This is a genomic window from Umezawaea tangerina, assembly GCF_003002815.1.
GTDB lineage: Bacteria > Actinomycetota > Actinomycetes > Mycobacteriales > Pseudonocardiaceae > Umezawaea > Umezawaea tangerina.
In genome coordinates, this window is record NZ_PVTF01000003.1 from 436,669 (window position 1) to 449,721 (window position 13,053).

16 protein-coding genes are annotated in these 13,053 nt (G+C 69.2%); 13 read left to right on the forward strand and 3 right to left on the reverse strand.

The window, feature by feature from the left end; translation table 11 throughout:
• Positions 1–332 precede the first annotated feature (332 nt).
• Entirely contained in the window at positions 333–692 is a 360-nt protein-coding gene (locus CLV43_RS12430) for an MmcQ/YjbR family DNA-binding protein (RefSeq protein WP_106187245.1), read from the forward strand.
• A 40-nt stretch (positions 693–732) separates the two neighbouring features.
• Positions 733–993, forward strand: coding sequence for a Prokaryotic metallothionein (locus CLV43_RS12435; RefSeq protein WP_106187246.1), 261 nt, complete (start codon positions 733–735; stop codon positions 991–993).
• On the opposite strand, the gene CLV43_RS12440 is transcribed toward CLV43_RS12435, so the two are convergent.
• Positions 990–1,478, reverse strand: coding sequence for a hypothetical protein (locus CLV43_RS12440; protein ID WP_106187247.1), 489 nt, complete (start codon positions 1,476–1,478; stop codon positions 990–992). The genes CLV43_RS12435 and CLV43_RS12440 overlap by 4 nt on opposite strands.
• Positions 1,479–1,572: 94 nt before the next feature.
• The gene (locus CLV43_RS12445) at positions 1,573–2,379 is read right to left on the reverse strand and encodes a metal-dependent hydrolase (RefSeq protein WP_106187248.1); all 807 of its coding nucleotides are present in this window, start codon (positions 2,377–2,379) and stop codon (positions 1,573–1,575) included.
• 213 nt (positions 2,380–2,592) lie between these two features.
• Between CLV43_RS12445 and CLV43_RS12450 the strand changes: the two genes are divergently transcribed.
• The 10 genes from CLV43_RS12450 (at position 2,593) to trpS (ending at position 11,141) form a co-directional block, all read left to right on the forward strand.
• Positions 2,593–3,816: an NADP-dependent isocitrate dehydrogenase gene (locus CLV43_RS12450; protein ID WP_106187249.1), complete on the forward strand. Its 1,224-nt coding sequence runs from the start codon at positions 2,593–2,595 to the stop codon at positions 3,814–3,816.
• Positions 3,817–3,949: 133 nt separating this feature from the next.
• On the forward strand, positions 3,950–4,339 hold the full coding sequence (locus CLV43_RS47080) for a hypothetical protein (RefSeq protein WP_146174748.1): 390 nt from the start codon (positions 3,950–3,952) through the stop codon (positions 4,337–4,339).
• Positions 4,340–4,365: 26 nt separating this feature from the next.
• Positions 4,366–4,920, forward strand: a complete 555-nt coding sequence (locus CLV43_RS12455; RefSeq protein WP_106187250.1) for a hypothetical protein — start codon at positions 4,366–4,368, stop codon at positions 4,918–4,920.
• Between the two features lie 353 nt (positions 4,921–5,273).
• Positions 5,274–5,591: an SH3 domain-containing protein gene (locus CLV43_RS12460; RefSeq protein ID WP_106187251.1), complete on the forward strand. Its 318-nt coding sequence runs from the start codon at positions 5,274–5,276 to the stop codon at positions 5,589–5,591.
• A 16-nt stretch (positions 5,592–5,607) separates the two neighbouring features.
• Positions 5,608–5,823, forward strand: coding sequence for a hypothetical protein (locus tag CLV43_RS12465; RefSeq protein WP_106187252.1), 216 nt, complete (start codon positions 5,608–5,610; stop codon positions 5,821–5,823).
• 9 nt (positions 5,824–5,832) lie between these two features.
• Positions 5,833–6,630, forward strand: a complete 798-nt coding sequence (locus CLV43_RS12470) for an exodeoxyribonuclease III (protein ID WP_106187253.1) — start codon at positions 5,833–5,835, stop codon at positions 6,628–6,630.
• 23 nt (positions 6,631–6,653) lie between these two features.
• Positions 6,654–7,043, forward strand: coding sequence for a metallophosphoesterase family protein (locus CLV43_RS12475; RefSeq protein WP_211304336.1), 390 nt, complete (start codon positions 6,654–6,656; stop codon positions 7,041–7,043).
• 35 nt (positions 7,044–7,078) lie between these two features.
• The gene (locus tag CLV43_RS12480; protein ID WP_106187566.1) at positions 7,079–9,658 is read left to right on the forward strand and encodes a bifunctional FO biosynthesis protein CofGH; all 2,580 of its coding nucleotides are present in this window, start codon (positions 7,079–7,081) and stop codon (positions 9,656–9,658) included.
• Between the two features lie 196 nt (positions 9,659–9,854).
• Positions 9,855–10,097 carry a hypothetical protein gene (locus tag CLV43_RS12485; RefSeq protein WP_106187254.1) on the forward strand — a complete coding sequence of 81 codons (243 nt, stop codon included), beginning with the start codon at positions 9,855–9,857 and terminating at the stop codon, positions 10,095–10,097.
• 21 nt (positions 10,098–10,118) lie between these two features.
• Positions 10,119–11,141, forward strand: coding sequence for a tryptophan--tRNA ligase (trpS, locus tag CLV43_RS12490; RefSeq protein ID WP_106187255.1), 1,023 nt, complete (start codon positions 10,119–10,121; stop codon positions 11,139–11,141).
• 590 nt (positions 11,142–11,731) lie between these two features.
• Here the strand turns inward: trpS and CLV43_RS12495 are convergent.
• Positions 11,732–12,091 (reverse strand): YybH family protein, encoded by a 360-nt coding sequence (locus CLV43_RS12495; protein WP_245886357.1) that lies wholly within the window; start codon positions 12,089–12,091, stop codon positions 11,732–11,734.
• Between the two features lie 71 nt (positions 12,092–12,162).
• Between CLV43_RS12495 and CLV43_RS12500 the strand changes: the two genes are divergently transcribed.
• Positions 12,163–13,038, forward strand: coding sequence for a LysR family transcriptional regulator (locus tag CLV43_RS12500; protein ID WP_106187257.1), 876 nt, complete (start codon positions 12,163–12,165; stop codon positions 13,036–13,038).
• Positions 13,039–13,053 lie beyond the last annotated feature (15 nt).

Consider the following 13,053-nt stretch of genomic DNA (forward strand, 5'->3'; position numbering starts at 1 on the left):
CGCCGGAAGAACCACGGTGAAACCGGCTCATCCACGTGGACCTTCCCGGTTCGCCGGACGAACGGGTGTCGGCCATTGACTCAGTGGTCTAGTCCACTTAACTTGAGGGTGTCCGACTGGTCACGCTCCGAACACCCCGACGACTCCGGCCGGTCGTCGGTACCGGGACGCGGACCAGCACCTCGACGACGACCTCTTCCGGAAGTCCTCCGGTGGTGAGCTGGTCACGGCGGTCGGGACGACGCCGGTCGACCAGGGTGCGCTGACCACCCACCCACCCTGCAAGGGTCGGTGGTCAGCGCACCGCTCGCCGGTGCGCCAGGATTCACCCCATGGGGACCGACCCGCTCGACCGGTTGCGCCCGTTGTGCCTGGCGCTGCCGGAGACCAGCGAACGGCTCAGCCACGGCGAGCCCGCCTGGTTCGTGCGCGGCAGGAAGAGCTTCGCCAGCTACGCGAACCAGCACCACGACGACCGCGTCGGCTTCTGGTGCGCGGCACCGCCCGGCGTGCAGGAGCTGCTCGTCGACAGCGACCCCGAGCACTACTTCCGGCCGCCCTACGTGGGCCACCGCGGCTGGCTCGGCGTCTACCTCGACGTCCCGGTCGACTGGGACGTCGTCGGCGACCTCGTGGAGGACGCTTACCGCGCCGTGGCGCCGAAGAAGCTCGTCGCGGAGCTCGACACCTGAAAAGTTGCGGGGTCACCGGACCTGCCCCAGGCTCCCCGCCATGGCGACCTGCGATGTCTGCGGAAACGACTACTGGATGGCCTTCGAGGTGCACACCGTGAGCGGTGGTGTGCACACCTTCGACAGCTTCGAGTGCGCGATCCAGCGCCTCGCACCCCGGTGCGAGCACTGCGACTGCCGCATCCTCGGCCACGGCGTCGAGGTCGAGGGCCGGTTCTTCTGCTGCGCCCACTGCGCCCGCGAGGGCGCGAGCGGCCTCGGCGCGGAGATCCGCGACACCGTGGGAGCCCACCCCGGCTAGAAGGCGCAGACCAGCACCAGCTTCCCGTGCCGGAACGACGGCTGGAGGTCGCCGCGCGCGTCGACGCTCTTGACGCCGTGCGGCAGGACCTCGTCGATCGCGCTGAACGCGATCACGTCGGACACCCCGTGGCGGCCGCGCAGCGCACGCTGGCCGGGGAACCGCAGCGCGCGGCCCTCGACGCGGTCGCGGTGGGCGATGGCGGCGCGCAGGGCACCGCGCCGCAGCGCCTCCGGACCGGCCAGCCGTTGCAGCGACCCGTTGTGCACGGCCACCCCGTAGCCGCGTTCGACCAGCGTGGAGACGGTGTTCTCCGACGGCGGCTCGGCCAGCCGGAACGACATCGCGTGGTGCCCGTCGACCTCGTGCGCGCACACGACGCGCGCGGCGTAGAGCAGCGCGGCGTGCAGCTGGAGCGCCGTGGTGTCGACGTCGTGCGGTGTCCGGTGGTCCGCGTCCAGACCCAGCCAGGTGCTGCCCTGCACTGGCGCCTCCTCGGCAAGGGGTGTTGGCCGTGGAGGTTAGTCCGATCGGGTGATATCGGGGTAGCCGCCGAATGGCTGGTCGGTGAACGCCTGCTCAGACGGGCAGCAGGTCGAACCCGCCGAGGAACGGCAGGACGCCCGCGTTCTGCAGCGCGGCGGCCGAGAGCCACACCGACAGCACGGTGATGATCGGCCCGACGACGGCCATCTCGACCGTGCCGCCGGTCTTCATCCGCATCACCTTCGGCGGCGCGACGTTGAACCACGTCTTGCCGCCCAGCGGGATCGGCCACAGCATCGGGCAGCCCTGCTCGGTGATCGCGTCGCCGAGGTAGTGCGCCACGCAGCCGATGCCGACCGCGACCCCGCACGCCGCCGCGCTGGCCGCGGTCCGCTCGGTCCACGACAGGCAGAGCCAGGTGATCCCGGCGGACGCCGCGGTGATCAGCAGCGAGTCCTGCTTGGGGTGCCAGTCGTTCATGATCCCGCGCACCGCGAGGCCCGCGAACACGAACATCAGCAGCGGCAGCACCCACTTCTGGCTGGTCTGCACGATGGCCGTGGTGCCGACCGTGGCGAACAGCGCGAACACCAGCGTGTGCGTGAGCCCGCGGTGGCCGCCGGTGCGCTTGGAGTCGCGCTTGGTGCGGGTGGTCCGGTAGACGAACGCGCTGACCGCGCTCACGCCCCCGGAGATGCCCTCGGTGAGCGGGCCGAACGTCCGCGACACGGTCGAGCCGGGGTGGTCGAGGTCGGGCAGCAGCGCCGCGCCGGTCGCCAGCACGGCGCCCACGACCCACCCCTGCGGGTGGAGCTGTCCGATGGGGTGGTTCGCCGCGAGGGCGGTGACGGCGGACCAGGCCAGGAGCCCGCTCATGGCGTGGGTCGGTCCCGTGGACAACTCTGCTTCCCCCCAAGATCACTCTTTCGGGGAAGCGTAGGTGATCACCGGAACCTACCGGTCAGTTCCGCGCGTTCGAGCGGCCCATGGCAGGCTCGCGGGGATCGGACGTCGGTTGCATCACGGTGACACGACGTTCACGGCGCTTTAGCAGTACGCTTGTACCGCTTGCGCGGGTCGCGAGTAGGAACTCGAAGGGAGCAGTCCGCAAACATGGGCAAGATCAAGGTGCAGGGCACGGTCGTCGAACTCGACGGCGACGAGATGACCCGGATCATCTGGCAGTTCATCAAGGACAAGCTGATCCACCCGTACCTGGACGTCAACCTCGAGTACTACGACCTGGGCATCGAGCACCGGGACGCGACCGACGACCAGGTCACGATCGACGCCGCCAACGCCATCAAGAAGCACGGCGTCGGCGTCAAGTGCGCGACGATCACGCCCGACGAGGCGCGCGTCGAGGAGTTCGGCCTGAAGAAGATGTGGGTCTCGCCCAACGGCACGATCCGCAACATCCTCGGCGGCGTCGTCTTCCGCGAGCCCATCATCATCTCGAACATCCCGCGCCTGGTGCCGGGCTGGACCAAGCCGATCATCATCGGCCGCCACGCCCACGGCGACCAGTACAAGGCGACCAACTTCAAGGTCCCCGGCGCCGGTGAGCTCACCATCACCTTCCAGCCCGCGGACGGCTCCGAGCCGATCCAGCACGTCGTCGCCAACTACGGCGAGGACGGCGGCGTGGCGATGGGCATGTACAACTTCAACAAGTCCATCGAGGACTTCGCGCGCGCCTCGTTCGCCTACGGCCTGCAGCGCAACTACCCCGTCTACATGTCGACCAAGAACACCATCCTCAAGGCGTACGACGGCGCCTTCAAGGACATCTTCCAGAAGATCTTCGACGAGGAGTTCAAGGCGGAGTTCGACGCCAAGGGCCTCACCTACGAGCACCGCCTGATCGACGACATGGTCGCCGCCGCGATGAAGTGGGAGGGCGGCTACGTCTGGGCGTGCAAGAACTACGACGGCGACGTCCAGTCCGACACCGTCGCGCAGGGCTTCGGCTCCCTGGGCCTCATGACCTCGGTCCTGATGACCCCGGACGGCAAGACCGTCGAGGCCGAGGCCGCCCACGGCACCGTCACCCGGCACTACCGCCAGCACCAGGCGGGCAAGCCCACCTCCACGAACCCGATCGCGTCGATCTACGCGTGGACCGGTGGCCTGAAGCACCGCGGCAAGCTGGACGGCACCCCCGAGGTCACCAAGTTCGCGGAGACCCTGGAGCAGGTCGTCGTCGAGACGGTCGAGAGCGGCCGCATGACCAAGGACCTCGCGGCCCTGGTCGGCCCGGACCAGGACTGGCAGACGACCGAGGACTTCCTCGCGACCCTGGACGAGAACCTGCAGAAGAAGATGGCTTCCTTCTGACCTGAGTTCCCGAGGAGGGCCCGACCGGTTTCCGGTCGGGCCCTCCGGCGTTTCCGGGTCCCTTCGGCGTTTCCACTTCGGGTGATGACCGATTATCTTCTATCGAATTCGTCACATGTGCTAGATTGCAATCATGGCAGACGGTCCTTTTCGGGAAGCAGCCAGGCGGATCGCCATCGGTGGGAAGGACTACATCTCCATGTCCGTGCTGAGCGATCGCGCTCGGTCGCACGGCTGGTGGAGGAACGTCGTCGAGTACGGGCCCTGGCGAGGTCCTGGCGAGACTCGTGTCGGCCCACCGACGCCCGAAGCGGTTCACGGCATCGCCAAGTTGTTCGGGACCACGCCAGGGCGGGTGAGCGAGATGATCGCCGCGGACTGGTACGGAGTGGAGAAGAACTCCGAGTTCTCCGCCAGGGTCAAGAAGCTCGCTCCCAACATCGATCTGCTGGACGATGCGGACGCCGAACTGGTGGAACAGCTGATCCGGAGGCTCCTCGCGAATCGGGAATCCGCGGGATGAGCCGAGCTTGCAGGTGCGTTGCCCACGTGGACGAGACCGGCGTGCGGTTGGCCGACGGGAATCGTCTCTACGGCATGGCCGCGGTTCTGACCGACGACCTGGTCCATTCCGAGATCACGACTCAACTCCGTTCGCTGGTACTGCCGGGGAAGAGGTTCCTCCACCACTACGACGAGACGCTCGACAGGCGGTTGATGATCGCGAAGTCGATTGCGGGCCTCCCGCTTGTAGGTGCGTTGCTCATGATGAGGACTACGACCGACGCCGGTCAGGAGGAGGCGCGGAAGCGCCTGTTGAACGTGTTGTTGCCGAGGTTGCAGCACGGTGAGCAGGTCGGCCAAGTGGTGATCGAGTCCAGGTCGGGGTCGGACAAGCACGACCGCCGTACGCGTGACCGCTTGCGGAGGTCGCGGACCATCACCGATCTCCGCGTCGACCACGTGCAGAAGGCTTCCGAGCCTTTGGTGTGGTTGCCGGACTTCGTCGCGGGCGCGTACTTCGCGGCTCATTACCACGGCCAGCCGGAACCGTGGTCGATCATCGAGAGCGGCCACTTGGTGGAAGTGATCACGGTCCTCTGAAACGCGAAACCCGGAGTCCCACGACAACGCGGGCGCATCCGGGCTCACTTCCGACCGTGTCCGCAGACCGGTGGCAGGTTTCAACCGTACCGTTGCGGGTTGACGCTGGTCAACACGACATCGATCCCCAGGTTGTTTGACACCGGATTGCCGGCGTTGCAGAGCAGGGCCGCCATTCGTCCCGACGAGTTCTTGTCGAGGCTGTCGTGGGTGGCCGGACGGGCGGCACCGCGCTGGGTAGTGGGCCTCACCCGTTGGGTTCGCCTGCGGAGTGGTTGCGCGCACCGACCGTCCACATCGGCCTCCGAGTCGCTATACCTGCTGGTGGGTGTACTGATCGGGGAGGGACGGGGATGTTCGGGATTCCGACGCGGGGACTGATCGTGATCGGTGTGCTGGTGGGGGCCGGGGTGATGTACGCGGCCAACGGGGGCAAGCCGATGGGGTCGGCGGACGCCTCGACGATCTGCCGGATGACGGTGACGGCGGACGTGCTGAACGTGCGGTCGGGGCCCGCGGACACGCAGCCGATCGTGTCGACGATGCAGCGCGACGCCGTGACGCGGGCCGAGCGGAAGGTGGAGAACGGGTACCGGATGCTGGACACGGGGCGGTGGGTGAACGAGGAGTTCGTGGCGCCGACCTCGGACAGCGAGTGCAAGGCGACCTGATGGTCTGATGTAGGGCATGTTCTCCAAGTGGTTCCGCGGTCCGGCGGATCTGACGTCCTGCGCGTGCGAGCCCGAGTGGCCGGGGCTGGTGACCGAGATCGAGGGTGAGCGCATCGCGGTGGTGCCCGCCGAGGCGTCGAGCGTGCTGGTCGGCATGCTGGGGCTGGTCGCGCGGTGCTCCGGGTGTTCGGCGCGCTACCCGTACGGTTTCCACACGGCGGCGCGCGGATAGGCTTCGCGGGTGCTGACCGTGTCGACCGTGAACGTCAACGGCCTGCGTGCCGCCGCGAAGAAGGGCTACCTCGAGTGGCTCGCCGCGACCGAGGCGGACGTCGTCTGCCTCCAGGAGGTCCGCGCCGAGCCGGGGCAGCTGGACCCCGAGGTGCGCGAGCCCGACGGGTGGCACGTGGTGCACGCGCACTCGGAGGTCAAGGGGCGCAGCGGCGTCTCGCTGCTGAGCCGGGTGGCGCCGGACGCCGTGCGGATCGGTTTCGGCGTCGCGGAGTTCGACCTGAGCGGCCGGTACGTGGAGATCGAGCTGCCCGGCGTCGTGGTGGCCAGCCTGTACCTGCCCAGCGGCGACGTCGGCACGCCCCGCCAGGACGAGAAGGAGCGGTTCATGGCCGCGTTCCTGCCGTACCTGGTGGAGCTGCGCGAGAAGTCGGCCGCCGACGGCCGCGAGGTCGTGGTCTGCGGCGACTGGAACATCGCGCACCGCGAGGCCGACCTGAAGAACTGGAAGACCAACCAGAAGTCCTCCGGCTTCCTGCCCGAGGAGCGCGCCTGGATGGACCAGGTCTTCGAGTCCGGCTACGTCGACGTCGTGCGCGAGCTGAACCCCGGCGTCACCGGCCCGTACACCTGGTGGTCCTACCGCGGGAAGGCGTTCGACGTCGACTCCGGCTGGCGGATCGACTACCAGATCAGCACGGCGGGGTTGGCCGGGCGGGCGGTGTCGGCGGTCGTCGAGCGCGCCGCCACGTACGCCGAACGCTGGTCCGACCACGCGCCGGTGACGGTCCGGTACGACGTGCCCTAGTCCAGGTCCGCGGAGGGCTCTGTGTGGACGCGATCATCTCCGTGCTGGGCACCCTGGCGGAAGCCCTGAGGCCTGGGCGCCGGCTCCACGTCGTCGCCTGGGTCAACGCCATCACCGCGCACGGCCACGCGACGCCGGAGCGGGCGTTCTGGGAGATCAACACGGCGGCGCACGTCGACTACCCGCAACACGCACGGGTGATCGAGATCGCGGACAACGGGGACGGCACGCTGTCGCTGTTCACCACGCTCGTCGACGCCGACGCGCCTTGCGAGACGGCCTACGACGACTTCTCCGCGTCCGGACTCGCTTCCCTGGGGCGGGAGTTCGCGTTCAACGACCGCTACGCCGACGCCGCCAAACTGGGCTCCCCCGGCGACCGGAACGCGGAGTTGTTGCTGGCCACGCGCTGAACGACACGAGTGCGCCATCTCACTTGATCACGGAGATGGAATTTCCACCGCCTACTGTCGTTGACGTGGCAGTGGACATCTCCCTCAACGCGCCTGAGCCCGTGCCGAGCCCGAGTGCGCTGCGGCGGGCGCTGCGCCGTGCCAACGACGGTGTCGCGCTCGACGTGACCGAGGCCGCCGTGCTGCTGCACGCGCGCGGTGACGACCTCGAAGAGCTGTTCGGCGCCGCGGGCCGGGTGCGCGACGCGCACCTGCGCGCGGAGGGCCGCGAGGGGGTCGTGACCTACAGCCGGTCGGTGTTCATCCCGCTGACCAGGCTGTGCCGCGACCGCTGCCACTACTGCACGTTCGCCACCGTGCCGCACAAGCTGCCCGCCGCGTTCCTGGAGCGCGACGAGGTGCTGGAGATCGCCCGCAAGGGCGCGGCGGCGGGGTGCAAGGAGGCGCTGTTCACGCTCGGTGACCGGCCGGAGGAGCGCTGGCCCGCGGCGCAGGAGTGGTTGGACGCGCGCGGCTACTCGTCGACGCTGGACTACGTGCGGGCGTGCGCCATCGCGGTGCTGGAGGAGACCGGCCTGCTGCCGCACCTCAACCCCGGCGTGCTGAGCTGGGAGGAGCTGCAGCGGCTCAAGCCCGTCGCGTCCAGCATGGGGATGATGCTGGAGACCACGGCCACGCGGCTGTGGAGCGAGAAGGGCGGGCCGCACTACGGCAGCCCGGACAAGGAGCCCGCGGTCCGGCTGCGGGTGCTGACCGACGCGGGCCGGGTGAACGTGCCGTTCACCACCGGCATCCTGATCGGCATCGGCGAGACGATCACCGAGCGCGCCGAGTCGCTGATGGCGATCCGCGGGATCGCGCAGCAGTACGGGCACATCCAGGAAGTGATCATCCAGAACTTCCGCGCGAAGCCGGACACGGCGATGCGCGGCATGCCCGACGCCGACCTGCACGAGCTGGCCGCGACCATCGCGGTCGCCCGCCTGCTGATGCCGTCGACCACGAGCGTCCAGGCGCCGCCGAACCTCGTCGGCGACGAGTTCCCGATGATGCTGCGCGCCGGCGTCGACGACTGGGGCGGCGTCTCGCCGATCACCCCCGACCACGTGAACCCGGAACGCCCCTGGCCGCACATCGACGACCTCGTCGAGCGCACCAGGGCCGGTGGCTACGAGCTGCGCGAACGCCTCAACGTCTACCCGCGGTACGTGCGGGCGATGGCGGGCCAGTGGATCGACAGCAGGCTGACCGGGCACGTCGCCGCGTTGGCGCAGGCCGACGGGCTCGCAAACGCTTCCGCGGAGGTCGTCGGGCGGGAGTGGCAGGAGCCGGACGGCGGTGTCGACACCTACGGCCGCGCGGACCTGAACACCTCCATCGACACCGAGGGGCGCACCGAGGACCGCCGCGGCGACTTCGAGACCGTCTACGGCGACTGGGCGTCCCTGACCGTCCCCAAGGCCGTTTCCCGGCTGCCTGCGGCCGGCGGGGCAGGCGATCGGATGGAGACGGAGGTTCTCCGCGCTCTTCGCCTGGCCGCCGACAACCCGGCGGGCATCCTCGACGACACCGACGCCGCCATGGCGCTGCTGACGGCCGACGGCGACGCGCTGGAGACCATGACCCGCCTCGCCGACGAGCTGCGCGCGAGCGTGGTCGGCGACGACGTGACCTACGTGGTCAACCGCAACATCAACTTCTCCAACGTCTGCTACGTCGGCTGCCGGTTCTGCGCGTTCGCCCAGCGCGAGCGGGACGCGGACGCGTTCCGGCTGTCGACCGACGAGGTCGTGGACCGCGCGCAGGAGGCGTGGGACGCGGGCGCCACCGAGGTCTGCATGCAGGGCGGCATCGACCCGAAGCTGCCGGTCACCTACTACGCCGACGTCGTGCGGGCGATCAAGAAGCGGCTGCCCGGCATGCACGTCCACGCGTTCAGCCCGATGGAGATCGTCAGCGCGGCCGCCAAGGCGGGCGTCAGCGTCCGCGAGTGGCTCCAGGAGCTCAAGGACGCGGGCCTGGACACGATCCCCGGCACGGCCGCCGAGATCCTCGACGACGACGTCCGCTGGGTCCTGACCAAGGGCAAGCTGCCGACCGCGACCTGGCTCGAGGTCGTCGGCACCGCGCACGAGGTGGGCATCCGGTCGTCGTCCACGATGATGTACGGCCACGTGGACCACCCCGGCCACTGGCTCGGCCACTTCCGCACCCTCGCGGCCCTCCAGGACCGCACCGGCGGGCTCACCGAGTTCGTCGGCCTGCCCTTCGTGCACCGCAACGCGCCGATCTACCTGGCCGGTGTCGCCCGTCCCGGCCCGACCCGCCGCGACAACCGCGCGGTGCACGCGTTCGCCCGCCTCGCGCTGCACGGCCGGGTCGACAACGTGCAGGTCTCGTGGGTGAAGCTCGGCGACGAGGGCACCGCCGATGTGCTCCGCGGCGGGGCCAACGACCTGGGCGGGACGCTCATGGAGGAGACCATCAGCCGCATGGCCGGCTCCGAGCACGGGTCCGCGCGCACGGTCCGCCAACTGGAGGCCACGGCTGCTCTCGCGGGCCGTCCGGCGCGCCAGCGGACTACGACATATGGCCGAGTCGAAACTGTGAGGTAGGCCCCACTCGTGGAGCGCGAACCGGCCGCCCGCTAACCTTCGGCCGGTCGCGTTCCACCGGAGCGGCCGATGACCATCGCACAGCTCCGGGTCCGTCGCGACATCCAGGCCACAGAGTTCACCCGAAGCGGTGACGGCTGTCTTCTGAGGAGGATCGGCAGTGCGCGGTCGCAGTGCGGCACTGAGTCTGGTTGTTGTGAGCACGACGGTCCTGCTGCCGGGGGTCGCCTCGGCCGCTGACGGCAGCGTCGTGGAGAGCGCCTTCGACGGCGCGCTGGCGGGCCCCGTGGGCCTCGGCGCGGTCGCCGTGGGCGTCATCGGTCTGGTCACCGGCTTCCTGCGCCGCCGCAAGGGCGTCGCCGTGTCCGAGCAGAACCAGCGGGTCGTCCCGCCCGCCGCGGACGTGCCGACAACCGCACCGGCCACCACCCAGGTCTGAGCACCCGGCACAATCAGCACCGTGTCGACCGAGAGCGCAGCACCCGCCAGCCGTCCCCGAGCCCTGTCCGGCATCCAGCCGACCGCGGGCTCGTTCCACCTCGGGAACTACCTGGGCGCGGTGCGGCAGTGGGTCGCGCTGCAGGAGACGCACGACGCGTTCTACTGCGTGGTGGACCTGCACGCGATCACCGTGGAGCAGGACCCGAAGACGTTGCGGCAGAACACCAGGGTGTCCGCGGCCCAGCTGCTCGCACTGGGCATCGACCCGGACCGCTCCACGCTGTTCGTGCAGAGCCACGTCCCCGAGCACGCGCAGCTGGGCTGGGTCATGCAGTGCCTCACCGGCTTCGGCGAAGCCGGGCGGATGACCCAGTTCAAGGACAAGTCCGCCCGCCAGACCGCCGACCACGTCGGCGTCGGGCTGTTCACCTACCCGATCCTCCAGGCCGCGGACATCCTGCTGTACCAGGCGCACCACGTGCCGGTCGGCGAGGACCAGCGCCAGCACCTGGAGCTGACCCGCGACCTCGCCCAGCGCTTCAACACCCGCTACGGCAAGACGTTCCGGGTGCCCGAGGTCTACATCGTCAAGGACACCGCCAAGATCTACGACCTCCAGGACCCCACCGCGAAGATGAGCAAGTCCGTGCCCGCGGGCGTGGTCGAACTGCTGGAAGACCCCAAGCGGTCCGCCAAGAAGATCCGGTCCGCGGTGACGGACACGGGGCGGGAGGTCGTGTTCGACGCGGCCGGGAAGCCGGGGGTGAGCAACCTGCTGACGATCTACTCCGCGTTGACGGGGGAGAGCATCGCTTCTTTGGAGGCCGCGTACTCGGGGAAGGGGTACGGGGACCTGAAGAAGGACCTGGGGGAGGTGTTCACGGAGTTCGTGACGCCGTTCCAGGTGAAGGTGCGGGAGTACCTGGATGACCCGGGGGAGCTGGACAAGGTGCTGGCTCGGGGGGCGGAGAGGGCTCGGGAAGTGGCGGCGGGGACTTTGCGGCGGGCTTATGAGCGGATTGGGTTTTTGGCGCCTGCTTAGGGGGCGTGGGGGGGGGGCTGCGGTGGGGTGGTCGTGGCTGGGGGCTGTGGCTGGGTGGGGTGTGTTCGTCCTGGGGTGGATGGGTGTGGGGTTGAGGGCGGGTTTTGTCGGACCCGCTGAGTAGCGTTTGTGTCGGGGGGTTCTGGGGAGCTGCCCTGTTTGGTGTGCCGTTTTGTGGGTGGGGTGGGGTTACCCCGAGTCGCCGAGTGTTCTATGCCCACCACCGCTTGTCAAGACGATAGTGCTGTCTTGACAAGCGGTGGTGGGCATAGAGAGGGCTTCTCGTCGGGGTGCCGGGGGGGATGGGTTCGTCAGGCATCAGGCTGCGCCTGACAGGGCATCGGCTGGCGCCGACAAGGCCCCAGGCGCTCCGCGCCGGTTGGGTGTTGGCGGGCTGCGCCCGTCTGGGGATCCTCGGCTGCGCCGTTGGACGAGGCATCCGCGCTGCGCGTCGGACAAGGTGGGCGGGTGCTCCGTGTCGGATGGGGTGTCGGCTGCGTCCGGTGGGATCCCTGATTTGTTGCCTGGCAAAGCATTCTTGCTGCGCGTCGGGCAGTGGCGTTGCTGTGTCGGGGTGGGGTTGGTTCTTTTTAGCTTGGTGGTGGGGTGAATTCTGGTTGGTCGAGTAGGCGTAGCCAGCTGCCGTCGGGTTGGCGTCTGACTACCTGGGCGCGGGCGCCGGTGCCGTCGGTTGGTGGGGTGGAGGTGAGGGCGATGTCGTCTGCGATCAGGGTTGGTAGTGGTGGTTCCGGGGTGAAGTGGGGGTTGTGGGAGAGGACCTTCGTCCAGAGGGCCTGGATGGCTTGGCGGCCGGTGGTGTGGGAGCCCGGTGGGTAGGCCATGACGGCGTTCTCCTCGTAGAGGGCGGCTACGCCTGCGGCGTCGCCGGCGTTCGAGCGTTCTACGAACAGGCGGGTGAGGTCTTCTGGGGTCATTGCTTTTTCGGTCACGTTTTCCAGAGTCGTCTGCTTGGGGTTAGAAGTCCAACAGATGGTTGTGCTGGGAACTAGAATTTTCAGTTATGGAACTGAGGCAGCTGGAGTACTTCGTCGCGGTGGCGGAGGAGCGGAACTTCACGCGGGCGGCTGAGCGGGTGCACATCAGCCAGTCGGGGGTGAGTGCGCAGATTCGGCAGTTGGAGCGGGAGCTCGGGGCGGAGCTGTTCGACCGGTCGGGGCGGACGGCGGTGTTGACGGTGGCGGGCAAGGCGGCGTTGGAGCATGCGCGGGGGGCGTTGGCGGCTGCGGGTGCGGTGGGGCGGGTCGTGGGGGAGGTGAGTGACCTGGTGCGGGGGGAGCTGGTGGTGGGGATGGTGGTCGGGTGTGCGGTGACGCCGTTGTTCGAAGGGGTGGCGCGGTTCCACCGGGCGCATCCGGGGGTGGGGTTGTCGTTGGTGGAGGACGGGTCGGACCGGTTGGTGGAAGGGGTGCGGGACGGGACGGCGGATGTGGCGCTGGTGGGGGTGGCGGCTAATCCGGAAGGGCTGGAGGCGTTGACGGTGGTGGGTGAGAGGTTGGTGGTGGGGGTGCCGCGCGGGCATCCGTTGGAGCTGGCGGGGGAGTCGGTTCGGTTGGGGGACCTGGTGGAGCACCCGGTGGTGTGCATGCCGCCGGGGACGGGGCTGCGGACGGTGTTCGACGGGGCGTGTGCGGCGCGGGGGGTGGAGGCGGTGGTGGCGTTGCAGGCGAGTGCGGCGGACGCGATCGTGGACCTGGCCGTGCGGGGGATGGGGGTGGCGGTGCTGAGCGAGTCGATGGTGGCGCACTACGCGGACCGGTTGACAGCCGTGGTGATCGAGGACGTCCAGGAGCTAGCGCTGCTGTCGCTGGTGTGGCGGGAGCGGAAGAGTCCTGCGTTGCGGGAGCTGCTCGTGCACCTGCGGGCGGCGTTCGCCTAGTCGCGCCGAAGTGCG